Source organism: Rathayibacter sp. VKM Ac-2762, from assembly GCF_009866585.1.
Lineage (GTDB): Bacteria > Actinomycetota > Actinomycetes > Actinomycetales > Microbacteriaceae > Rathayibacter.
This window is the reverse complement of the sequence record NZ_CP047419.1, coordinates 613,234-635,390: the sequence shown is the minus strand read 5'-3', so window position 1 is coordinate 635,390 and position 22,157 is coordinate 613,234. Positions and strand designations below refer to the sequence as shown.

Sequence of the window (22,157 nt, the reverse complement as noted above, 5' to 3'; positions counted from 1 at the left end):
ACCGCCGTCGTAGGCTAGCCCGGTGACGACGACCGCGCTCGAGCGCTTCCAGGCCCTGCTGCGCGTCGACACCGTGTCCCACTCGGACGAGTCGGCGACCGACTGGAGCCGTTTCCACGCCTTCCGGGAGCTCGTCGCCGAGCTCTACCCGGCGCTGCACGCGGCGCTGGAGTCCGAGACCGTCGCCGGCCACTCCCTCCTCTGGCGCTGGCGCGGTGAGGAGCCGGGCGAGCCGGCCGTGCTGATGGCCCACTACGACGTGGTCAGCGTGACGGCGGCGGAGTGGTCGCACGACCCGTTCGCGGCCGAGACGGTCGTCGCCGCGGACGGCCGCACCTCTGTCGTGGCGCGCGGCGCCCTCGACGACAAGGGCTCCCTCGTCGCCCTCCTCGAGGCGGTCGAGGCGGCCGTCCTGCGGGGCGAGCGGCCCCGGCACGACGTGTACCTCCTCTCCACGCACAACGAGGAGACGGCGGGCGACGGCGCCCCCTCGGTCGTCGCCCTGCTCGGCGCGCGCGGGGTCCGCCCGCGCCTCGTGCTCGACGAGGGCGGGAACGTGCGGCGCGGCATCCTGCCTGGCGTCACCACCCCGATCGCCGTGATCGGCGTCACCGAGCGCGGGATCATGAACCTCGAGCTGACCTGCCGCGACGTCGGCGGCCACGCCTCCGCTCCGCCGCCCCCGCCCGGGCTGCTCGCCACCCAGCGGCTCGCGAGGGCGATCCACCGCCTGACCGAGAACCCGTTCCCCTCGACCCTCCCGGAGCCGATCGCCCAGCTGGTGCGCGCGGCGGCCGACCACGCGGACGCGGCCCACGCCGTCTGGTACGCCCGCCCGCACGAGCACCCGGACGCCGTCGTCGGCGCGCTCGCCGCCCACTCCAACCGCTCGGCCGCGATGCTGCGGACGACGGTCGCGATCACCGAGCTGCGCGGCAGCACCGGAGCGAACGTCCTCGCCTCCAGCGCCAGCGCCACCGCGAACGTGCGGATCAACCCGGGCGGCACCGTGGCGGGCGTGGTCGAGCGCATCCGCGCCGTCATCGACGACCCGGAGGTCGAGGTCGAGGTGAAGGTCGCCCACGAGCCCTCCCCCGTCTCCCCCACCGGCGAACCCGGCGACGGCGGGCCGTACGACCTGCTCCGCGCGGTCGTCCAGGAGTCGTTCCCGGACGCGGTCGTCGCCCCCTACGTGCAGACCGGCGGCAGCGACGCCCGGCACTTCCACGCCATCAGCGACCACGTCTACCGCTTCATCCCGTTCGAGATCAGCCCGCGGCAGCAGCTCGGGATCCACGGGGTCGACGAGTCGGTCGAGGCCGACCAGTTCGAGCGCGCCATCGAGTTCTACGCGCGGCTGCTCGCCCGGCTCTGATCGCGGCGGCCCTCCGGGGTCCGGGAGGACGGCGCAGCGACCGGCAACCTGGGAGAACCGTTCGATGACGCGCCGACCGGTGTTGGCCCGGAGTTCACCCCGCGATGATGGACTGATCGCAGCGGGGTCGCCTCCGCTGGAGCAGTGCGCAAGTGCCGACGCCGGGTCGCGTGATCCGGCTCCCGCCGATCGTGGAACCCGAGGATCATGTCCCTCCGCCAGGCCGAGTACCCCCGGCCCAACCACTTCATCCTTCACCTGAGCGACACCCACTTCATCGCCGGAGACGGCGGCCTGTACGGCTCCGACGTCGACAGCGAGGCCCAGCTGCGGCTCCTGTTCGACGAGCTGGAGGCGTCCGGCGGACGTCCGGAGGCCATCGTCATCACGGGTGATCTCGCCGACAAGGGCGAGCCGGAGGCGTACGCGAAGCTGCGCGCCGTCGTCGAGCCCGCGGCCGCACGCCTCGGCGCCGAGGTGATCTGGGTGATGGGCAACCACGACGACCGCGGCGCGTTCCGCTCGGGGCTGCTCGACCAGCTCCCGACCACGCAGCCGGTCGACCGCGTGCACGACGTCAACGGGCTCCGGATCATCGCGCTGGACTCCACCGTGCCCGGCGCCCACTACGGCGAGATCTCGGACGCGCAGCTCGACTGGCTGGCGGAGGAGCTCTCCAGCCCGGCCCCGCACGGCACGATCCTCGCGCTGCACCACCCGCCGGTGCCGAGCGTGCTCGACCTGTCGGTCCTCGTGGAGCTGCGCGACCAGCCCGCCCTCGCGGAGGTGCTCGAGGGCTCCGACGTCCGCAGCATCATCGCGGGCCACCTGCACTACTCGTCGACGGCGATGTTCGCCGGCATCCCGGTCTCGGTCGCGTCGGCCACCTGCTACACCCAGGACCTCAACGTGCCGGTGGGAGCGACCCGCGCCCGCAACGGCGCCCAGGCGTTCAACCTGATCCACGTCTACGACGGCACGGTGCTGCACTCGGTGGTGCCGATCGGCGCCTCGACCGAGGTGTCCTACGTCTCGGCGAACGAGACGCAGCGGATCCTCGCGGACCACGGCGTCGAGATCGCCGCGGCGACGGCGGCCCCGGTCGCCCGGGACGAGGAGCTCTACCCGCCGCTCGTGGAGCGGGTGGGCGTCAGCGCGTAGCGACGCGACGGGGCGTCGGGGTCGCCCCGACGCCTCCGGGCGCCGCGTCGACCGCGTCCTCGGACACGGCCGGGGTGTCAGCGCCCGCCGGCGCGGTCCCGCGCGAACAGCCATCCGGCGAACGCCAGCGCCGCGGCCAGCGCGACGCCCACGCCGACGCCCGCTCCCACTCCGATGCCCGGGAACACGAGCGAGCTCGCCAGGCCGAGCAGCAGCCCGGCCACCGCTCCCCCGACGGCCCAGCCCACGGTCAGTCCTCGCGCTCCCACGGAGCCGGGATCGGGTAGTACTCCTCGAGGAACCCGATGACGGCCTTGGTGCGCGCCTCCGCCGAGATCTCGGGGAAGCTGCCGTCGTTGAGGCAGAAGAAGTCGACTCCGCGGTTCTTGAGGAGCTTGCGCATGTCCTTCAGCCCCTGGTGCATCGTCGTGTCGACGTACTTCACCGAGGCGTTCTCCTGCACGACCGCGCGGCCGGTCATCAGCGCGTAGTAGTGGTAGAGCGAGTTGGTGACGGAGACGTCGCTCGCGGAGCGGAAGCGGCTCGCGGCGGTCGCGGTGAACTCCGGCTCGAACTCGGCCTCGAGCTCGGCCATCACGGTCTTGCGGAGCGGCGTGGCGGCGTGCTCGAGGTGACGGGTCGTCATCGCGCCGAAGCGCTCGCGGAGCAGGCGCCGGTTGACGCGAGCCGCGTTCTCGAAGCCGCTGCGGGAGGCGTTGGAGTCGCCCATGCCGATGCGCGTCGTCGCCTCGATGAACTTCGTGATGCCCCCGGGCGAGAAGAAGATCGACGGGTCGACCGGGCGCCCGAAGAACATGTCGTCGTTGGAGTAGAGGAAGTGCTCCGCCAGCCCCGGGATGCGGTGCAGCTGGCTCTCGACCGCGTGGGAGTTGTGCGTCGGCAGCACCGAGAGGTCGCGGAAGTGGTCCTCGCTGCGCACGAGGGTGACGTCCGGGTGCTCGTCCAGCCAGCGCGGGCGCGGGGAGTCGGTGACGATGTAGATGTGCCGGATCCACGGCGCGTACATGTAGACGCTGCGCAGGGCGTACTTGAGCTCGTCGATCTGGCGGAAGCGCGCCGGAGCGTCGTCGCCCTCACCCACCACGTAGCTCGCCATGCGGGCCGCGCGGGCGCGCTGGAACTCCAGGTCGGTGCCGTCGACCCACGAGAAGACGATGTCGACCTCGAAGCGGATGTCGCTGACGAGCGGCTCGAACATGCCCTCGAACGTCGGCCAGGTGCGGCCGTACGCCTCGACGTGGGCGTCGATGGCTTCGGCGACGGGGAGGCTGTTGCGCATGAGCGCGTTCTCGGCGGGAGTGATGATCTCCTCCTCGTTTACCTTCCACAGCTCGAGGCGGACGCCGCTGCGGGCGCCGTAGCGCAGCGATCCCGTGGAGGAGACGCGCGGGCGGAAGAGCTTGAAGACGGAGGCGCGCGGATACGGCGCGAGCACGCCCTCGGCCAGGAGCTGGGGCGGGGTGCCCCGCTTGTCGACCGTCTTGGCGTAGAAGGGCTCGGTCGCGAAGGCGCGCGCCAGCAGCGTCGCCAGCTCGGCGCCGAGCACGCGGTCCACCGCGAGGAAGGGCGAGCCGTCAGTGCCGCGGATGAGGCGGTAGGGGAATTCGGCGGCGTCGAGGACCTCGCCGATGGCGATCAGGTCCTCGGTCCAGGCCGCGCGGGGCGTCGTACTCGAGTTCACCAGCGAGAACAGGCCGGCATGGACCACGACGTCGTCGCGGTCGAAGTGGCGCGGGCGCAGGAGCGGTGACGGAAGAGCACGGACGGAAGGCATGATTCACATTATCCGCCGTGGATTTCGTCCGTGCGACCGGGCCGTCGGCTTGACAGCGACCGCGGGGCCGCACGGTCAGCGCGAGAGCGACCCCAGACGGTCCCCCGCCTTCTCCGCAACCTTCGCGGCCCGCCTGGCGCGGTGCCGCTCCTCGGCGGCGACGACCCCCAGCGCGAAGGCCCCCTCCCCGCTGCGATCGGCCTCCTCCAGGATCAGCGCACGGGCGGCGAGCGCGTCGCGCTCCTCCCCCAGGGCGTCGGCGAGGTCCTCGCCCGCCTCGGCGAGCGAGCGGCGCCGGGCGCCGACGGCCTCGGGGACGACCGCCCGCCACGCCTCCACGGTGTAGCGGAGCCGCTTCGCCGCCTTCCGCAGGTCGTGACGAGCCTCGAGCGAGCCGCCGGCCGCCGCGGAGCCCGCCGCGGAGATGCGCGCGAGGTCCTTCGCGACGGAGCGGCGCACCAGCGCCGTCGCGCTCGAGCCCGCCCGCGCGGTGCGGGGCGGATCCGCGAGCAGGGCGTCGAGCGAGGCGAGGAGCGCGAGGTAGCGGCCGCCGCGCAGAGTGCGGTCGACGCGGCGCAGCGCCGAGGCGTGCCGGTGCTCGATCTCCTCCAGCAGGGCGGAGGGGGTGCTCGGGGCGCCCTCGACGGCCGCCAGGGAGGTGCGGAACCGCTCGGCGAGCACCTCCTGATCGCGGGCCGCGCCGAGGACCCCTCCCAGCCAGCGCAGCTCGTCCCGCACGGGGTCGGTCGCCGCACGGTCGAGCACGGAGCGGGAGGCGGCGAGGACGGACCGGAGCCGGCGCGCGAGCACGCGCATCCGGTGCAGGGCGTCGTCGGCCTCGAGGCGCACCCGCGGGTCGACGGCGCGCAGCTCGCGCAGGAGCGAGCGGACCGCGGCGAGCGCCGCCTCCCCGCCGTTGCGCGGATCCGGGACCGTCTCCTCGATCGGGCCGCCGGTGGCCCGGGCGAGCTTGGAGGCGCTGGCGGCCGGGCGGGCGCCCGCGGCGAGGAGGCGCTGCTCGATCGCGTCGAGGACCCGCTCGCCCTCGTCCCCCGGGACGTCGACGAGCTCGACCTCCCACTCCCTCCAGCGCCGCTCGCGGCCGGTGCGCTGGTCGCGCGCGGTCACCAGGTCGTCGGCGATCTCGGCGAGCTCCCGCCCGTGGGAGTCGAGGGCGCGGGTGATCGAGCGGACCGTCTCGAGCAGCGCCAGCGGCTCGAGCGGCGCGCGCCCCACCTGCCCGAGCACCGGCTCGCGGACGGCGGACGGGACCGTGCGCGAGGCCGTGAGCTCCGCGTGGATCTCGGTGCGGCCGGAGGAGCCGGGCAGCTTGACGTGCCAGCCCTGGTCGGATCCGCCCTCGCGGCGGCGCAGCGTGATCCGCGCCCGGGACAGAGCGCGCTCGGCGGTGTCGAAGTACTCGGCGCGGAGGGTCACCGGCTCCTCCGTGCGGACGCTCGCGACGCTCGCGGTGCCTGTCAGGTCGGGCAGCCGGGTGCCCGCGTCGACGTCGTACTTGCGCTCGACCTCGGTCTGCACTCTCCGCGCACCGCCCGCCCGGGACGTCGCCGACTCGTTCTCCGCACCGCTGGCCATGCTCCATTGTGCTCACGCCCGGCGCCGCTGCGGCACCCCGGGGCGGCCAGGGGCGCCCTCGCCCTAGGCTGGAGCGATGACCGCGCCCGTTCCGCCCGTCGCCCGCCGCGTCCCCCTCGAGCGCCGCCACCACGGCGACGTGGTGGTCGACCACTACGAGTGGCTGCGCGAGAAGGAGAGCCCCGAGGTGATCGCGCACCTCGAGGCCGAGAACGCGTACACCGAGGCGGTGCTGGCTCCTCTCGCTCCGCTGCGCGAGCGCCTGTTCGAGGAGATCCGCTCGCGGACGAAGGAGACCGACCTCTCGGTCCCCGTCCGGGAGGGCTCCTGGTGGTACTTCTCGCGCTCCTACGAGGGCCGCCAGTACGCCGTGCACTGCCGAGCGCCGATCAGCGGGCCGGACGACTGGACGCCGCCGTCGATCGCCGAGGGCGGTCCGCTCGAGGGCGAGCAGGTCGTCCTGGACGGCAACGCGGAGGCGGAGGGGCACGACTTCTTCTCGCTCGGCAGCTTCGACGTCTCGGCGGACGGCCGACGGCTGCTCTTCGGCACCGATGTCGAGGGCGACGAGCGCTACACCCTCCGCATCCGCGACCTCGAGACCGGCGAGGACCTGCCGGACGTCATCGAGGGCACCGGCGGCGGAGCGACCTTCGGCGCCGACGCGCGCTTCGTCTTCTACCCGACCGTCGACGAGTCCTGGCGCCCCGACACGATCTGGCGGCACGAGGTCGGCGCCGGGACCCCGGACGAGGTCGTCTTCGCCGAGCCCGACGAGCGCTACTGGATCGGCGTGGGCCTCACCCGCAGCCGCCGCTTCCTCGTCATCGAGATCGGCAGCAAGATCACGAGCGAGTGCCTGCTGCTGGACGCGTCCGACCCGACCGGCTCCTTCCGCTCGGTGTGGCCGCGACGCGAGGGCGTGGAGTACGAGGTCGAGCACGCGGTCGTCGACGGACGCGACCGCCTGCTGATCGTGCACAACGACGGCGCCCTCGACTTCGAGATCGTCGAGGAGCCGGCCGACCTGTCGCTCGACGCCGACGCCCGGGCCCGCGAGCGCCGCGTGGTGGTGCCGCACCGCGAGGGCCGCCGGATCGAGGGCGTCGACGCCTTCGCCGGGCACGTCGTCGTCTCCTACCGGGCCGACGGAGCCACCCGGCTCGGGCTCCTCCGCGAGGACGGCGCCGGAGCGCGGCTCGAGGAGATCGTCTTCGACGAGCCGCTCTACGACGCGGGCCTGGCGGGGAACCCGGAGTGGGAGCAGCCCTCCCTCCGCCTCGCCTACACCTCGTTCGTCACCCCCTCGACCGTGCTCGCGCTCGACGTCGCGACGGGCGAGCGCACGGTGCTCAAGCAGCAGCCGGTGCTCGGCGACTACGACCCCGCGCTCTACGTGCAGCGGAGGGAGTGGGCCGTGGCGGAGGACGGCACGCGGGTGCCCCTCTCGCTCGTCTGGCGCCGCGACGCCGCCGATCCGGACTCGGCCCCCGCGCCGCTCCTCCTCTACGGCTACGGCTCGTACGAGGCGAGCATCGACCCGGGCTTCTCGATCGCGCGCCTCTCGCTGCTCGACCGCGGCGTCGTCTTCGCCGTCGCTCACGTCCGCGGCGGCGGGGAGATGGGCCGCTCCTGGTACGAGAACGGGAAGACGCTGGCGAAGCGGACGACCTTCACCGACTTCGTCTCCGCGGCGCGGCACCTGGTCGACGCGGGCTTCACCACTCCGGACCGCCTGGTCGCGCAGGGAGGGTCGGCCGGCGGCCTGCTGATGGGCGCGGTCGCGAACCTCGCCCCGGAGGCGTTCGCCGGCGTCCTCGCGCAGGTCCCGTTCGTCGACGCGCTCACCTCGATCCTCGACCCGTCGCTCCCGCTCACGGTGATCGAGTGGGACGAGTGGGGCGACCCGCTGCATGACGCCGAGGTCTACGCCTACATGAAGTCGTACTCGCCCTACGAGAACGTCCGCGAGGACGTGCAGTACCCCCGGATCCTCGCGACGACGAGCCTCAACGACACCCGGGTGCTCTACGTGGAGCCGGCGAAGTGGGTGGCCAGGCTCCGCGAGGTCGGCGCTCCCGCGCTGCTGCGCACCGAGATGACCGCGGGACACGGCGGGGTGAGCGGACGCTACGAGCGCTGGCGCGAGATCGCGTTCGAGTACGCCTGGACGCTGGACGTGCTCGAGCTGGCCTGAGCGCCCCGCCGCAAGCCCCTCCGCCCGTCGTCCGCGGCCAGTAGGGTTCGGGGTGCCGACGGAGGGAAGAGCATGAGCGCAGGCCTGTCGATCGACCGCATCGCCGCATGGGTGGCGGACCAGAGGTGGTACGCGAGCAAGGGGCGGCGCCCCGAGTTGGAGGTCCGCGGCGCCTGGTCGCTGCACCCCGGTGAGGCGGAGGTGGTGGACCACCTCTTCATCGACCGGGCAGGCACGAGCCCGGTGCTGTACCAGGTGCCGGTGACCGTCCACGCGGCTCCGGTGCCCGGGCTCGAGGACGCCCTCGTCTACTCCGACGACGTGCACTTCGTGTACGACGCTCCACGGGACCCGGTGTTCGCCCGCGCCCTGCTCGGCATGATCGCCGACGGCGGCCGCTCCGACGAGGACGGCGCCCAGGGCGGCGCCCGCGCCGAGGGCCACCGGCAGCCGGGTGCCGCGATCGGGGCGTTCGCGTCCTCGAAGGTGCTCAGCGGCGAGCAGTCGAACACCTCGGTGATCGTCCGCACCACCGCCCACGACGGATCCGACGCGACCCCGGTGATCGTCAAGGTCTTCCGCGCCCTCCACCACGGCGACAACCCGGACGTGACGGTGCAGTCGGCGCTCAACGCCGCCGGGAGCGCCCTCGTCCCGCCCGTGCTCGGCAACGTGACCGGCGAGTGGGACGACGAGGGCGAGGAGACGGGCCGCGCCTTCGGGCACCTCGCCTTCGCGCAGGAGTTCCTCCCCGGGGTCCAGGACGCGTGGCGCGTCGCCCTCGAGGCGGTCGCCGCCGACTCCGACTTCACCGGACCCGCCCGCGAGCTGGGCCGCGCCACCGCCGAGGTGCACGCGACGCTGGCGGAGGTCATGCCGACCGAGGACACCACGTCCGAGGTCGTCGAGCGGATGGTCGCGGCCATGCGCCGTCGCCTGCGCATCGCCTCGGCAGAGGTCCCCGTGATCGCCGAGGACTCGGAGGCGATCGAGGCCGTGTTCCGCGCCGCCGAGACCGCGCCGTGGCCGAGGCTCCAGCGCATCCACGGCGATTACCACCTCGGGCAGGTCCTGTCCGTGCCCGATCGCGGCTGGGTGCTCCTCGACTTCGAGGGCGAGCCGCTGCGGCCCATGCACGAGCGCCGTCTTCCCGACGTGGCCCTTCGCGACGTGGCGGGGATGCTGCGCTCCTTCGACTACGCGGCGGGCGCGCACGAGCAGGCCGAGCCGGGCGCCTCGAGGGCGGCCTGGGCGGCGGCGAGCCGGGCCGCGTTCCTCGAGGGCTACGCCGAGCAAGCGGGCGACGCGGTCACCGCGCACCGGGCGGTGCTCGACGCGTTCGAGCTCGACAAGGCCGTCTACGAGGCGATCTACGAGGCGCGCAACCGGCCGGAGTGGCTGTCGATCCCGGTCGCCGCGGTGCAGCGCCTCGCCGGACGCTCGTAGGGTGGCAGGCATGAGCGACGACACCGACGACAAGAAGCCCCTGGACCCGCTGAGCGACTTCAGCATCCCGGGCGACACCGATCTGCACACGACCGGCGACGCCTCGGGCGCGGACGGCGACGAGGTCGCGGAGCCCGGAGCGGACGAGGACTGAGCCGCCTGCTCTGCGGGGCCGGCCGCCGGCTCGGCTCCGCGGAGCCGGCGGCCGGCCTAGCCCAGCGGGGCGAGCGGCTCGACCGCCGGCCCCTCCAGCACCGTCCCGTCGGCTGCGAAGCGGGAGCCGTGCAGCGGGCAGTCCCAGCTGCGCTCCGAGTCGTTCCAGGTGACGATCCCGCCCAGGTGCGGGCACACCGCCGACACCGCGCAGCGCCTCCCCTCCACGGTGGAGACAGCGACGGGCTGCAGGCCGTCGCGGGCGAGCGAGCCCTGGCCCTCCGCCGGCACCACCCCGGCCGAGCGGGGCGCGCGGAGCGCTGCCGACCAGCCGCGGGCGTACCAGGCGCCCACCGCCAGTCCGGCGCCGAGCCCCTCCGCCATCACCCGCGGCAGCGTGGGCCGGCGGTGCAGCGTCCTCGCCCAGGCCGGCGTCCCGCCCTCGAGGTCGGCGACGAGCGTCAGCGCGGCCTGCACCGCGTTGGTCATCCCCCACTTGTCGTAGCCGGTCGCCAGGAAGATCCGTCCGCGGCCCCGCGGCAGCCAGCCCACGAACGGCACGCGGTGGAACGGCTCGTAGTCCTGGGCGCTCCACTGCGCGACCGGCTCCGCCCCCGGGAAGGACCGCCGCGTCCAGGCGACCAGGTCGTCCACCGCCTCCGAGGTGACGGGCCTGCGCCCCACCGGGTGGCCGTTGCCGCCGATCAGGAGGAGCCGCTCGCCGTCGCGCTCGGCGTCGCGCACGGAGCGGGACGGCTCGTCGACCGAGAGGTACATGCCGTCGGGGATCGGCGCGTCGGTGCGGAACGCGACCGCGTACGAGCGCAGCGCGGCGATCTTGGCGAAGTACAGGCCGCGGTCGAGGATCGGCGCCCCCGTGAGCAGGTAGGCCCGGTCCCCGGTCACCGGGCCCGCGCTGGTGCGGACCCGGACGGGAGCGGTCGCTCGCATCCCGAGGGCCCGGACGCCCTGCACCAGGGTGCCCCCGGCGGCGCGGAAGTCGGCGGCGAGCGCCGTGAGGGCGTCCATCGGGTCGAACTGGGCCTGGTCGTCGAGGGCGACGGCCGCCGTGCTGGGGAACGGCACGTCGAGCTCGCCGACGAGGCGGGTCGCGAGGCCGAAGCGGCGCGCGGTCGCGTGCTCCTTCAGGACGGCGTCCACGCCCTCGGGCGTCTGCGCGTAGCTGTAGGCGGTGCGCCTCTGCACCGGCACGCCCGCGCCCTCGCAGTAGTCGAGCAGCCAGCGGAAGCCCGCGAGGTTCGCCGCGACGTAGGCCTCGGTCACCGCGGGGATGTTGCGCTCCGCGATCCGGGAGAGGTGCGCTCCCTGCAGGAGGCTGAGCTTCGCCGTCGTGTTCCCGGTCGTGACCGCGCCGACCTCCCGCGCCTCCAGCACCAGCACGCGCCGGCCGGTCCGCTGCAGGAGGAGCGCGGTGACCAGCCCGGTGAGTCCGGCGCCGACCACGACGTCGTCGTAGTGCGCGCCCGGGACGAACTCGTCGGAGGGGATCGGAGCCGCGCCCGCCCGCCAGAGGGAGCGGGGCCGCGGGGCCGTCGTGGTCGTGTCCTCCGGAGTCATCGGGAGTCCCTCCGTTCAGGGGCCGGACGGCCCGCGAGCGACGCTACGCGGAGCCTCCGGGACCGTCACGGTGTTGACACGTCGCGGGACGCGGGCTCAGAGCCAGCCCCACCGCTTGAAGAGCCGGTGCAGCACCACGCTCGAGGCGAGCATCGCCGCGAGCGCCGCCGGGTACCCCCACGCCACGTGCAGCTCGGGCATCACGTCGAAGTTCATGCCGTAGATGCTCGAGATCATGGTCGGCGCGAAGAAGATGGCCGCCCAGGCGGAGATCCGCTTGACCTCGTCGTTCTGCTGGTTGCCCACCTCCGCGAGCTTCTTCATGTCCTCGTTCTGGCGCTGGGCGACGAGGGTCGCGTTCACCGCCAGGATCTCCCGCAGCGTGGTGCGGAAGCCGTCGACCCGCTCGGTGACGAGCGCGACGTGGTCGGCGACGTCGCGGATGTAGCGGCGCAGCTCCACATCCGACTGGAACACCTCGAAGTCGGTGACGAGCCGCCCAAGCATGCCGGTCAGCGGAGCGACCGCACGCTGGAAGTCCAGCACCTCCTGGCTGAGCTCGTAGATGCGTCGGGACACCGCCGGGTCGCCCTCGAAGACCTGCGCCTCGATCTCGTCGATGTCGTTCTCGAGACCGGCGACGACGGGCGAGTACTGATCCACGACGGCGTCGAGGATCGCGTACAGCACGGCGACCGGGCCGACGCGCAGCAGCTCCGGATCGGCCTCCATCCGCCGCCGCACCAGCGAGAGGTCGGGCTTCTCGGAGTGGCGGACCGTGACGACGAAGTTCGACCCCACGAACAGGTGGAGCTCGCCGAAGTCGACCTCCTCGCGCTGGTCGGAGTAGCTGGCGGCGCGCAGCACCACGAACATGTCGCTGCCGTACCGCTCGAGCTTGGGCCTCTGGTGCGCGCTGATCGCGTCCTCGAGGGCGAGCGGGTGCATCGAGAACTCGTCCTCGAGCGCGGCGAGCTCGGCCGCGTTCGGCCGGTACAGCCCGATCCACGCCATCGCGTCGGGCAGCTTCTGCAGGGCGGCGAGCGCCTCCGGGATGCTGCCGGGTGAGACGACCCGGCGGCCGTCCTGGTAGATCGCGTTGTCGACCGTGCTGGTGCGGGCCGGCTCGTCGTCCGGGCGCAGACGCTGGATGGGAGCGGTGTCCTCGGCGGCGGCGCGGGTGCGCGAGCCCAGACCCAGGATCGTCGCGGGGACGCGGGGCAGCTTCACGACCATCTCCTCTGCTCGACCGACGCCCTATTGTGCACCTCCCGGTGAACGGGAGGTGTCCGCTGCGCCGCCGGTGTCGGAGGGCCTCACTAGCCTGGAGGCGCTCCCCCGGACGACGCAGAGGAAGGACGACCGTGAAGCTGCTGCACACCTCGGACTGGCACATCGGCCGCACCTTCCACGGGCACTCCACGACGGCGGCGCTCGCGACCGTGCTCGAGGCCCTGGTCGAGACGGTGCGGGCCGAGCGCGTGGACGCGGTGCTGATCGCCGGCGACGTCTTCGACTCCGCCGTGCCCGCCGCGGAGCACTACACCCTCCTCACCCGCACGCTCGAGGCGATCCGCGCGGCCGGCGCCGAGGTCGTCCTCACCAGCGGCAACCACGACTCCCCCGCCCGGCTCGGCTTCCAGGCCGGGCTCCTGCGCGGAGCGGGCGTCCACGTCCTCACCGACCCCGAGGCGTACGCCGAGCCGGTCGTGCTGCGCGACGCGTCCGGGCTCGAGGTCGGCGTCCACGGCATCCCCTTCCTCGAGCCCGCCCTCTACCGCCACCGGCACCCGGAGGAGCAGCTGCGCCGCCACGAGGACGTGCTCGCCTTCGCGATGGCGCGGGTGCGCGCCGCCGCCGAGGCGGCGGGCCGTCCCTGGGTCGTGCTCGCGCACTGCTTCGCGGTCGGAGCCCCGGCCGCGGTCCTCGAGCGCGACATCACGGCGGGCGGGCTCGACTACGTCTCGGTCGAGCACTTCGCCGCGGCCGACTACGCGGCGCTCGGGCACATCCACGGACGCGCCGAGCTGCTGCCGGGAGTGCGCTACTCCGGAGCGCCGCTGCACTACTCGTTCGGCGAGGCGTCGAAGCCGCGCGGCGCCTGGCTGGTGACGATCGGGCCCGAGGGGCTCGAGGGCGTCGAGTGGTCGCCGCTCCCCGTGCCGAGGAGGCTCAGCGTGATCGAGGGCGAGCTCGAGCAGCTGCTGCGCGATCCCTCCCTGGCCGAGGTGGAGGGCGACTGGGTCTCGGCGGTGCTCACCGATCCCGTGCGCCCGCTCGACGCGATGGCGCGCCTGCAGTCGCGCTTCCCCGGCTGCGCCACGCTCGAGCACCGGCCCCCGCACGCCGCGGCCGAGCCGCGCGCGTACGCCGAGCGGATCCGCGGGCGGAGCGACGTGGAGGTCGTCGACGACTTCCTCGCCCACGTCCGCGGCGGTCACGGCGCCACGGAGACCGAGCGCGCCCTCACCCTCGACGCGCTCGCGGCCGTCGAGGCCGAGGCTCTGCGGTGAGGATCCGCCGACTCGCCTTCGCCGGACTCGGACCGTTCCGCGCCGAGCAGTGCGTCGACTTCGACCGGCTCGAGGACGTGGGCGTGTACCTCATCGCCGGGCGCACCGGAGCGGGCAAGTCGACGATCCTCGACGCGATCGCGTTCGCGCTCTACGGCTCGGTCCCCCGCTTCGACGGCACCGCCTCGCGCCTCCGGAGCGACCACAGCGGCCCCGAGGACGAGACCTTCGCCGAGCTCGAGTTCGAGGCGGCGGGGCGCGTCTACCGCGTCCGGCGCTCGCCCGAGTACGAGCGGCCGAAACGGCGCGGCACCGGCACCACGACCCAGCCGGCGAAGGTCGAGCTGCTGGAGCAGGTCGACGGCACCTGGGTCGGGCTCTCGTCGAGCGCGAAGGAGGTGGGCGCCGACATCGGCCGGATCGTCGGCCTGACGAAGGACCAGTTCCTCCAGGTGATCCTGCTGGCGCAGAACCGCTTCCACGAGTTCCTGCTCGCGAAGAACGACGACCGGCAGCGGCTCCTGCGCACGCTCTTCGCGACCGAGCGCTTCGATCTGCTCCGCCGCCGCCTGCTCGAGCAGCGCGACGCGAGCGCCGTCGGGCTCGAGGAGGAGCGCGCGGCCGTGACCGCGCTCGCGGACGAGGCCGTCCGGCTCCTCGATGACCGAGCCGAGCCGCCTCTGCCGGACGCCGCCTGGTTCGCCGGGCTGCCGGCGCGGCTCGCCGCTCCGCTCGAGGCGGCCCGGGCGGCTCCGCGCGGCCGACGCGGCGCACGAGGCCGCGGGCACCGCTCTCGACGAGGCACGGCGCATCGCCCGGGGCCAGGAGCGGCGCCGGCGCGCCCTCATCGAGGCGGAGGAGCTCGTGGTCGCCGAGGCGCACGTCGAGCAGCAGCGGGCCGCGATCGAGCGCGCGCGCCGGCCGACGGCGTGCTGCCGCTGCTCCGCTCCGCCCGGGCAGCCGCCGAGAAGGAGCGGGCCGCCTGGCAGCAGCGCGACCTCGCGGCCGACGCCTACGGGGGACGCGTCTGGGGGCCCGGCCGCCGAGACGGCCGGAACGGCTCGCCGCTGTCCTCGGCGCCCTCGCCGAGGCGCTGGCAGAGGAGCGCCGGCTCCCCGACGCGGAGCGCGTCGCCGAGCGGTCCGCGCGCGCCGAGCAGGCGGCGGCGACCGCGCTCGCGGGGATCGAGGCGGAGCTGCGCGAGCTGCCCGCCCGCGTCGACGCGCGCTCGCCGCCGAGGAGGAGTCCCTGGCCGGGGAGGCCGCCGCCGTCCCCGCGCGCGTCGACGAGCTCGCCGCGCTCGAGCGGAGGATCGCCGCGGCCCTCGAGCGCGATCTCACTGCGGCGGGCCTGAAGCGGCTCCGCACGGCCTACGCCGACGCGGCGCGCGTCCACGGCGAGCGCGCCGCGGAGCAGGCGGCCCTGATCGCGCGCCGGTTCGCCGGGTTCGCCGGGGAGCTCGCCGAGCGGCTGGAGCCGGGCGAGCCCTGCCCCGTCTGCGGCTCGTGCGAGCACCCCCGCCCGGCCGAGCACGACGGCCCGACGACGGTCGGCACCGACGACCTCGACCGGGCCCGCATCGCGGTGGAGCGCGCCGCCGCCGCCCTCGACGGCGCCCGCGAGCGCGAGGGAGCCGCGGCTCGTGCTCTCGCGGCGCTCGAGGAGCGTGTGGGCGAGGACGCGGATCCGGAGTCGCTCCGCCCGGCGCACGAGGAGCGGCTCGCCTCGGCGCGCCGCGCCGCCGCCCGCATGGAGGAGCTGCGGCGCGAGCGCATCCGGCTGCGCACCCGGATCGACGCTCTCACGACCGGGCGGGACGCCGCTCGTGAGGAGCACCGCGCCCGCGCCGACGAGTCCGCCCTCGCCGCTGAAGCGCTGCGGCTGCTGCGGGAGCGCGTCGAGGCCTTCCGCGACGGCGCGCCGAGCGTCGCCTCGCGCGTCGAGCAGCTGAACGCCCAGCGCCGTCGTGCCGTCGCCCTGGTCGAGGCCGAGGAGGCGGCCGTCTCGCGGTCCGAGGCCGCCGCCGCCGCCCGGGAGGAGCTCGCCGAGGTCCTCGCCGAGCGCGGCTTCACGACCGCCGAGGAGGCCGAGTCGGCCGCGCTGGCCAGCGGGGACCGGGCGCGGGCCGAGGCCGTCGTCGCCGAGCACGAGCGACGGCGGAGCGCGACGGAGGCGGTGCTCGCCGACCCGGAGCTCCGCGGACTGCCGGGCACGGCCGTCGACCTCGCCGCCGCCGAGGGGCGCTCGCGCGAGGCCTCCGCCCGTCGCGACGAGGCGCGAGCCGGCCTCTCCGTGCTCGAGCACCGCTCGGAGCGCCTGGCCGAGCTCACCGCGACGGCCGCGGGCCGCCTCGCGGTGCTGGGTGAGCGCCTCCACCGCCACGAGGAGCTGCGCGGGCTGGCCGAGACCGTCTCCGGCCGGGGGCAGAACACGCGCCGGATGGACCTCGAGGCCTTCGCCCTCGCCGGACGCCTGGAGGAGATCGTGACCGCGGCGAACCTCCGCCTCGACGCGATGACCAGCGGCCGCTACGCACTCGCCCACGACGACTCGCTCGCCTACCGCGGTGCCGCCTCCGGCCTCGGGATCGACGTGCTCGACGCCTTCACCGGCGTCCGCCGGCAGCCCGCCTCGCTCTCCGGCGGCGAGACGTTCCTCGCCTCGCTCGCCCTCGCCCTCGGCCTCGCCGACGTGGTGACGGCGCAGTCCGGCGGCATCTCGCTCGAGACCATGTTCATCGACGAGGGCTTCGGCTCGCTCGACGCCGAGACGCTCGAGACGGCGCTCAGCACGCTCGACGAGCTGCGGTCGGGCGGTCGGACGATCGGCCTGATCAGCCACGTCGACGCGATGCGCGAGCGGCTGCCGATCGGCCTCCGCGTCGCGGTGGGGCCGCGCGGCGACTCGACGATCCTCACCGGCTGAGCGGCCGCTCCCGGGCGAAGGGGCGACGACGGCCCGCTGGCTCCTCTCGCACTGCAGCAGCGAGCGCGCCCGCGCCCGCTGCTAGGGTCGTGCGCAGTGACACGGGGTGCCCGCCAGGGCTGAGAGAAGACCCGTTGAACCTGATCTAGTTCGTACTAGCGAAGGGATGTCGCGAATGAGCATTCGCACGCCTGTCCACCCGACCCTCCCCGCCGACACGGCGCCCGACCCGGCGTCCGTGGGTCGCGATCTCGCCGAGCTCCGCGCCGCCGGGCCCCTGGTGCAGTGCATCACGAACGCGGTCGTCACCGGCTTCACCGCCAACAGCCTCCTGGCCCTCGGCGCCAGCCCGGCGATGTGCGACCTGCCCGGCGAGGCGGGCGTCTTCGCGGGCCTCGCCTCCGCCGTGCTCGTCAACCTCGGCACGCCCGGAGCGGAGCAGCGCGAGGGTGCTCGCGAGGCGGTCGCCGCGGCCGGACGCGCCGGCACCCCCTGGGTGCTCGATCCGGTCGCCGTCGGCCCTCTGCCCGTCCGCACCGCTCTGGCGGTGGAGCTGCTCGAGGCGCGGCCCGCGATCATCCGCGGCAACGCCTCCGAGATCCTCGCCCTCGCGGGAGCCGGTGCGGGCGGCCGCGGCGTGGACGCCGTCGACACCGCCGAGCAGGCGCTCGACTCCGCCCGCGTCCTCGCCCGCCGCACCGGCGGCGTGGTCGCCGTCTCGGGAGCGGTCGACCTCGTCACCGACGGCGAGCGGATCGTCCGAGTCACGGGGGGCCACCCGCTGCTGACCCGCGTGACCGGCGGCGGCTGCGCGCTCGGCGCCGTGATGGCGGCGTTCCTCGGCGCGGGCGCCCGCCCGCTCGACGCGGCCGTCAGCGCCTCCGCGGTCTGGGGCCTCGCCGCCGAGCGGGCCGCCGCTGCGAGCAGCGGTCCCGGGTCCTTCGCCGTCGGCCTCCTCGACGCCCTCGCTGCCCTCCAGCCGGCCGACGCCGAGGCCGGGGCGCGGATCGCATGAGCCTCGACCTCTCGCTCTACCTCGTCACGGACACCGCGCAGTGCGGCCCGCGCGGCGTGCCCGCCGTGGCCGCTGCCGCCGTCCGGGGCGGAGTCACGACCGTGCAGATCCGCGATCACGACGCCCCCGCCGCCGAGCTCGTCGCCCTGACCCGGGCCGTCGCCGCCGTCCTCGACGAGCGCACGACCCTGCTGGTCGACGACCGCGTCGACGTCGCCCTCGCCGCCCGCCTCGCGGGCGCCCGCGTCCACGGCGTCCACCTCGGGCAGTCCGACCTCCCCGTCACCGCCGCCCGCTCGCTGCTCGGACCCGACGCGGTGATCGGGCTCACCGCGAACACCCCCGAGCACCTCGCCGCCGTCCGCGCCCTGCCCGCGGGGACGGTCGACTACCTCGGCGTCGGCGTCATTAGGCCCACCGCGACCAAGCCCGACCACCCCGCTCCCCTCGGTGTCGACGGGTTCGCCGCCCTCGCCGCGGCCACGGCGCTGCCCTGCGTCGCCATCGGCGGAGTCGGAGCCGCGGACGCGGGGCCACTCCGCCTCGCCGGTGCGGCCGGTCTCGCGGTCGTGTCGGCGCTCTGCACGGCCGCCGACCCCGCGGCGGCCGCCCGCCTGATCCGAGCGGAGTGGGACCGGTGACCGCCGGCGCCCGCGTCCCCCGTGTCCTCAGCATCGCCGGCACCGATCCGACCGGCGGTGCAGGCGTCCAGGCCGACCTCAAGTCGATCGGCGCGCTCGGCGGCTACGGCATGGCGGTGGTCACCGCGCTCGTCGCGCAGAACACGCACGGGGTCCGCTCCGTGCACCTGCCGCCCGCCGCGTTCCTCCGCGAGCAGCTCGACGCGGTGAGCGACGACGTCACGATCGACGCGGTGAAGATCGGGATGCTCGCCACGGCCGAGTACGCCGGAGTCGTCGCCGAGTGGCTCGACGAGGTCCGCCCGCCCGTCGTGGTCGTGGATCCGGTGATGGTCGCGACCAGCGGTCACCGGCTGCTCGCTCCCGAAGCCGAGGACGCCGTGCGCGACCTGCTCCGCCGCGCCGACCTGGTGACGCCGAACCTCCCCGAGCTGGGCGTGCTGGCCGGAGAGCCGACCGCCTCCGACTGGCCGGCCGCGCTCGCGCAGGGAGCGGCACTCGCCCGCGCCCTCGACGCCGCCGTGCTGGTGAAGGGCGGCCACCTCGACGGCCCCGCCACCCCGGACGCGATCGTCACCCCCGACGGCCTCGTGCGCGAGGTCCCCGGCGAGCGCGTCGCCACCTCGAACACGCACGGCACCGGGTGCTCGCTCTCGTCCGCGATGGCGACGCTCCTGGCCGGGCGCGACACCTCCTCCGACGCCCTGGTCGAGGCGCTGACGGAGGCCAAGGAGTGGCTGACCGGCGCCCTGCGCGCCGCCGACGCTCTCGAGGTCGGCACCGGCAACGGCCCGATCGACCACTTCCACCGGCAACGTCCTCCGGCGTTCTGCGCGGACGTCTGGGAGAGGACCCGGACCCTCCGCGACGAGATCGACGCGCTCCCGTTCGTGCGGGCCCTCGGCGACGGCTCCCTCGGGCGGGAGGACTTCGAGTGGTACCTCGAGCAGGACGCTCTCTACCTCACCGAGTACGCCCGCGTCCTGGCCGTGGCGGCGCAGCGCGCGCCGACCACCGCCGAGCAGGTCTTCTGGGCCGAGGGCTCGGCGTCCGCCCTCGCGGCGGAGGCGCAGCTGCACCGCGACCGGCTCGGGACCAGGGACGCGGCTCCCGCGCCCGTGACCCGCGGCTACACCGACCACCTGCTCGCGGTCGCCGCGCGGGGCGGCTACGGCGAGATCGTCGCCGCCCTGCTCCCCTGCTTCTGGCTCTACGCCGACGTCGGGTCGCGCCTCGCCGCCTCCGGGCACCCCGAGCACCCCTACGCGGACTGGCTGCTCTTGTACGGCGACCCGGTCTTCGCGACGGCCACCGAGCGGGCGATCGAGTTCACGGAGCAGGCCGCCCGCGACGCCTCACCGAGGGAGCGCGCCGCGATGAGGGACGCTTTCCTGCGGTCGAGCTCGTTCGAGAAGGACTTCTTCGCCGCACCGCTCGCCCGGACCGGCTGAGCGCTCAGCCGGCCCGGCCGGGTGCACTCAGCCGATCGCCTCGCGCAGGACGTGCATGAGGGCGTCCAGCTGCACCGTGTCGGCCGAGGCCGTCTCGGCGTCCGCGCCGTCGAGCGCCCGGGCGGCGAGACCGGCCTTGGCGTCGATGAGCTCCGCGATCTTCGCGTCGATCGTGTGCGCCGCGATGATCCTCCACGCCGTCACCGGCTCCTCCTGGCCGATGCGGTGCACGCGGTCGATCGCCTGCGTCTGCTCGGCCGAGGTCCACGACAGCTCGGCGAGCACCACGTTGGACGACGCCTGCAGGTTCACGCCGACTCCCGCCGCGGTGAGCGAGCAGACGGCGACAGAGACGTCCGGGTCCTCGTTGAAGGCGTCGATCTGCGTCTGGCGGAACGCCGCGGTCTGGTCGCCGCGGATGGAGACGGACGTCAGCTCGCGCTTCTCGAAGGTGTCCTCCGCCTGGTCCATCACGTCGATGTGCTTCGCGAAGAAGACGACCTTGCCCACCGAGCGGGCCAGCTGCGAGGCGTAGTCGGCGGCCAGCGCCGCCTTGGCCTGGCCGATCCGGCGCACCATGGTGAAGACGTTCTCGCCGGTCTTGGCCGACTTCGACTCCTCGAGCTCGCTCTGCGCCACGATGCGGATGAACCGCTCGCGCTCGTCGTCGTCGAGCTCGTGCGTGATCGAGGAGGTGACCGCCCTGAAGCGCTGCAGCATGCGGGCGCCGAGCTCGCGCTCGGCCTTCTGGATGGAGCGGCCGAGGTCGTCGTCCAGCTCGACGGGCAGATCGACGATCCGCTTCGACGGCAGGTCGGCGGCGACGTCGATCTTCTTGCGCCGGACGATGCCGAGGTCGATCACGGCCTCGCGCGCCTCCGGGTAGAAGCCCGTGTCGGCGGGGGTGAGGCCCGTCTCCTCGAGGCGGCCCATCAGCTCCGGTCCCGGCTTGGTCTCGTCGATCCAGCCGAGGAAGCGCCAGATGGCGCGGAAGTCGTCGACGTCGTTGATCAGCGGGGTGCCGGTCAGCGCGATCATCAGCGGATCGTGCCCCGGAGTGGTCTCGCGGATCCTCGACGCCAGCGCGAGCACGCTCTGCGAGCGCTGCGAGCGGAGGTTCTTGATGAAGTGCGCCTCGTCGACGACCATGCCGCGGAAGCCCAAGCTCCCGAGCCAGCCGATGTGCCGGTCGAGGATGTCGTAGTTGACGATGACCACGTCGGCGAACGCGTCGAGCGTGCCGCCGTCTCCGTGGATGACCGTGGCGCGCCGCTGCGGCGTCCAGTGCTCGACCTCGCGCGCCCAGTTCATCTTGACCACGTTCGGCACCACCGCGAGCAGCGGGTACGCCCCGACCACCGAGGCGGCCAGGAGGCTCTGCGCGGTCTTGCCCAGACCCGGCTCGTCGGCGAGCAGGAAGCTGCGGTGCCCCTCGCGGGCGCTCTCGATGAAGCGCGCCTGGTGCGGCATCAGCTCGCGGCCGCGCGGCGAGACCCGGTCGAGCTTCGGCGGCTCCGGGAGCTCCATGCTCGCGGCCCGTCCGCCCGCTCCGTACTCGAACGCCTTGAAGAGCGGCCCGAGCAGCTCCCAGTCGTCGAGCCTGCGACGCGGCGCCGGAGCCGAGGCCTCGGCGATCGAGAAGTCCGGCGGGAGGAAGGGGTTCGCCAGCTGCCGGGCGCGCACCGACTGCGGCACGACCTGGTTGACCGGCACCTCGGGCTTGGGCTCCGGCTCGGTCACGATGAGCAGCTCGTCGGGGCTGAGCTCCGCGCCCGCCTCGAGCAGCCAGTCGCGGCGGAGCTTCTGCGCGGCCGCCGTGACGCCGGCCTCCGATTCGAGCAGCGCGATCAGGCTGGTGTCGCGGGCGGCCGTCTTGGCCAGGATCGTGGCGATGCCGTCGAGGCGCTTCATCTCCTCGGCGCGCTGCGCGTCGCTGAGCGAGGGATCGACCTTGACCCGCTTGCGCTCCTCGCGCATCAGGAGGGCGATCACCAGGAACTTCGTCCGGTTGGTCGGTCCGACCTTGCCGGTCTGGGCCTTCGCCTCCACCTCGCGGACGCGGCGGGCGAGGATCGGGATGATCCCCGCGTTGTCCACGCCGCGCGAGCGCGATCGGGGTCGGCTCCCGGCGGCGTTCGACGCTCGTCGCGTCTGACCGGACTGACGCTGGCCGCTGCGAGCCATGCTCCTCCTCGATGTGTGACGGGGGGCGGAGGAGGGGTTCCCGCGCGCTGCCGTCGCCGTGCATCCGCCGGATCGCCTCCGGAGAGGCGTCGGGCGTCGGTGCATCCGGTGGCCGTCGGGAGCTCCG

Annotated in this window: 17 protein-coding genes and 1 riboswitch; of the genes, 10 read left to right on the top strand and 7 right to left on the bottom strand. The window is 74.4% G+C overall.

Annotated features, from left to right (window positions below):
- Positions 1–22: 22 nt before the first annotated feature.
- Positions 23–1,375 carry a M20/M25/M40 family metallo-hydrolase gene (locus GTU71_RS03025; protein ID WP_104295021.1) on the top strand — a complete coding sequence of 451 codons (1,353 nt, stop codon included), beginning with the start codon at positions 23–25 and terminating at the stop codon, positions 1,373–1,375.
- A 207-nt stretch (positions 1,376–1,582) separates the two neighbouring features.
- A complete protein-coding gene (locus GTU71_RS03020) occupies positions 1,583–2,536 on the top strand; it encodes a phosphodiesterase (RefSeq protein ID WP_104249612.1) in 954 nt (317 codons plus the stop codon).
- A 77-nt stretch (positions 2,537–2,613) separates the two neighbouring features.
- Here GTU71_RS03020 and GTU71_RS03015 read toward each other — a convergent pair whose 3' ends face one another.
- The 3 genes from GTU71_RS03015 to GTU71_RS03005 form a co-directional block, all read right to left on the bottom strand.
- Entirely contained in the window at positions 2,614–2,784 is a 171-nt protein-coding gene (locus GTU71_RS03015) for a hypothetical protein (protein ID WP_159939285.1), read from the bottom strand.
- 2 nt (positions 2,785–2,786) lie between these two features.
- Positions 2,787–4,331: a stealth family protein gene (locus GTU71_RS03010; RefSeq protein ID WP_159939284.1), complete on the bottom strand. Its 1,545-nt coding sequence runs from the start codon at positions 4,329–4,331 to the stop codon at positions 2,787–2,789.
- Between the two features lie 75 nt (positions 4,332–4,406).
- Positions 4,407–5,927 (bottom strand): CYTH and CHAD domain-containing protein, encoded by a 1,521-nt coding sequence (locus GTU71_RS03005; protein WP_159939283.1) that lies wholly within the window; start codon positions 5,925–5,927, stop codon positions 4,407–4,409.
- Positions 5,928–6,003: 76 nt separating this feature from the next.
- On the opposite strand from GTU71_RS03005, the gene GTU71_RS03000 reads away from it, so the two are divergent.
- From GTU71_RS03000 to GTU71_RS02990, 3 genes are all read left to right on the top strand, one after another.
- A complete protein-coding gene (locus tag GTU71_RS03000; RefSeq protein ID WP_104309734.1) occupies positions 6,004–8,124 on the top strand; it encodes a S9 family peptidase in 2,121 nt (706 codons plus the stop codon).
- A gap of 72 nt (positions 8,125–8,196) precedes the next feature.
- Positions 8,197–9,570, top strand: coding sequence for a phosphotransferase (locus tag GTU71_RS02995; protein WP_159939282.1), 1,374 nt, complete (start codon positions 8,197–8,199; stop codon positions 9,568–9,570).
- Between the two features lie 10 nt (positions 9,571–9,580).
- Positions 9,581–9,724 carry a hypothetical protein gene (locus GTU71_RS02990; protein ID WP_159914626.1) on the top strand — a complete coding sequence of 48 codons (144 nt, stop codon included), beginning with the start codon at positions 9,581–9,583 and terminating at the stop codon, positions 9,722–9,724.
- 56 nt (positions 9,725–9,780) lie between these two features.
- Here GTU71_RS02990 and GTU71_RS02985 read toward each other — a convergent pair whose 3' ends face one another.
- Together GTU71_RS02985 and GTU71_RS02980 are read right to left on the bottom strand one after the other, a co-directional pair.
- Positions 9,781–11,301, bottom strand: a complete 1,521-nt coding sequence (locus GTU71_RS02985; RefSeq protein ID WP_159939281.1) for an FAD-dependent oxidoreductase — start codon at positions 11,299–11,301, stop codon at positions 9,781–9,783.
- Positions 11,302–11,397: 96 nt separating this feature from the next.
- Positions 11,398–12,453, bottom strand: a complete 1,056-nt coding sequence (locus GTU71_RS02980; protein WP_244229666.1) for a magnesium and cobalt transport protein CorA — start codon at positions 12,451–12,453, stop codon at positions 11,398–11,400.
- A 212-nt stretch (positions 12,454–12,665) separates the two neighbouring features.
- Between GTU71_RS02980 and GTU71_RS02975 the strand changes: the two genes are divergently transcribed.
- Positions 12,666–13,814 (top strand): exonuclease SbcCD subunit D, encoded by a 1,149-nt coding sequence (locus GTU71_RS02975; protein ID WP_104223069.1) that lies wholly within the window; start codon positions 12,666–12,668, stop codon positions 13,812–13,814.
- Here the strand turns inward: GTU71_RS02975 and GTU71_RS16375 are convergent.
- Positions 13,739–14,602, bottom strand: coding sequence for a hypothetical protein (locus tag GTU71_RS16375; protein WP_244230622.1), 864 nt, complete (start codon positions 14,600–14,602; stop codon positions 13,739–13,741). The two genes, GTU71_RS02975 and GTU71_RS16375, sit on opposite strands and share 76 nt — an antisense overlap.
- Before the next feature lie 796 nt (positions 14,603–15,398).
- On the opposite strand from GTU71_RS16375, the gene GTU71_RS02965 reads away from it, so the two are divergent.
- The 4 genes from GTU71_RS02965 (at position 15,399) to thiD (ending at position 19,846) form a co-directional block, all read left to right on the top strand.
- Positions 15,399–16,739 (top strand): SbcC/MukB-like Walker B domain-containing protein, encoded by a 1,341-nt coding sequence (locus tag GTU71_RS02965; RefSeq protein ID WP_244230621.1) that lies wholly within the window; start codon positions 15,399–15,401, stop codon positions 16,737–16,739.
- Positions 16,740–16,831: 92 nt separating this feature from the next.
- Positions 16,832–16,923: riboswitch (TPP riboswitch) on the top strand.
- Complete coding sequence (thiM, locus tag GTU71_RS02960) at positions 16,915–17,754, top strand: hydroxyethylthiazole kinase (RefSeq protein ID WP_104246561.1); 840 nt, start codon at positions 16,915–16,917, stop codon at positions 17,752–17,754. It overlaps the preceding riboswitch by 9 nt.
- Positions 17,751–18,395: a thiamine phosphate synthase gene (gene thiE / locus GTU71_RS02955; RefSeq protein WP_159939278.1), complete on the top strand. Its 645-nt coding sequence runs from the start codon at positions 17,751–17,753 to the stop codon at positions 18,393–18,395. Before thiM ends, thiE begins: the two co-directional genes overlap by 4 nt.
- Positions 18,392–19,846, top strand: a complete 1,455-nt coding sequence (gene thiD, locus GTU71_RS02950; protein ID WP_159939277.1) for a bifunctional hydroxymethylpyrimidine kinase/phosphomethylpyrimidine kinase — start codon at positions 18,392–18,394, stop codon at positions 19,844–19,846. The genes thiE and thiD overlap by 4 nt, the downstream gene beginning before the upstream one ends.
- A 27-nt stretch (positions 19,847–19,873) precedes the next feature.
- On the opposite strand, the gene GTU71_RS02945 is transcribed toward thiD, so the two are convergent.
- A complete protein-coding gene (locus GTU71_RS02945) occupies positions 19,874–22,030 on the bottom strand; it encodes a DEAD/DEAH box helicase (RefSeq protein ID WP_104225603.1) in 2,157 nt (718 codons plus the stop codon).
- Between the last annotated feature and the right edge of the window lie 127 nt (positions 22,031–22,157).

Excerpts from the sequence above, each read along its gene's own strand:
- GTU71_RS03010 (WP_159939284.1), bottom strand. The coding sequence starts at position 4,331 with ATGCCTTCCGTCCGTGCTCTTCCGTCACCGCTCCTGCGCCCGCGCCAC.
- GTU71_RS03020 (WP_104249612.1), top strand. The coding sequence starts at position 1,583 with ATGTCCCTCCGCCAGGCCGAGTACCCCCGGCCCAACCACTTCATCCTT.
- GTU71_RS03005 (WP_159939283.1), bottom strand. The coding sequence starts at position 5,927 with ATGGCCAGCGGTGCGGAGAACGAGTCGGCGACGTCCCGGGCGGGCGGT.
- GTU71_RS02990 (WP_159914626.1), top strand. The coding sequence starts at position 9,581 with ATGAGCGACGACACCGACGACAAGAAGCCCCTGGACCCGCTGAGCGAC.
- GTU71_RS02945 (WP_104225603.1), bottom strand. The coding sequence starts at position 22,030 with ATGGCTCGCAGCGGCCAGCGTCAGTCCGGTCAGACGCGACGAGCGTCG.
- GTU71_RS02995 (WP_159939282.1), top strand. The coding sequence starts at position 8,197 with ATGAGCGCAGGCCTGTCGATCGACCGCATCGCCGCATGGGTGGCGGAC.
- thiE (WP_159939278.1), top strand. The coding sequence starts at position 17,751 with ATGAGCCTCGACCTCTCGCTCTACCTCGTCACGGACACCGCGCAGTGC.
- GTU71_RS03000 (WP_104309734.1), top strand. The coding sequence starts at position 6,004 with ATGACCGCGCCCGTTCCGCCCGTCGCCCGCCGCGTCCCCCTCGAGCGC.
- GTU71_RS02985 (WP_159939281.1), bottom strand. The coding sequence starts at position 11,301 with ATGACTCCGGAGGACACGACCACGACGGCCCCGCGGCCCCGCTCCCTC.
- thiM (WP_104246561.1), top strand. The coding sequence starts at position 16,915 with ATGAGCATTCGCACGCCTGTCCACCCGACCCTCCCCGCCGACACGGCG.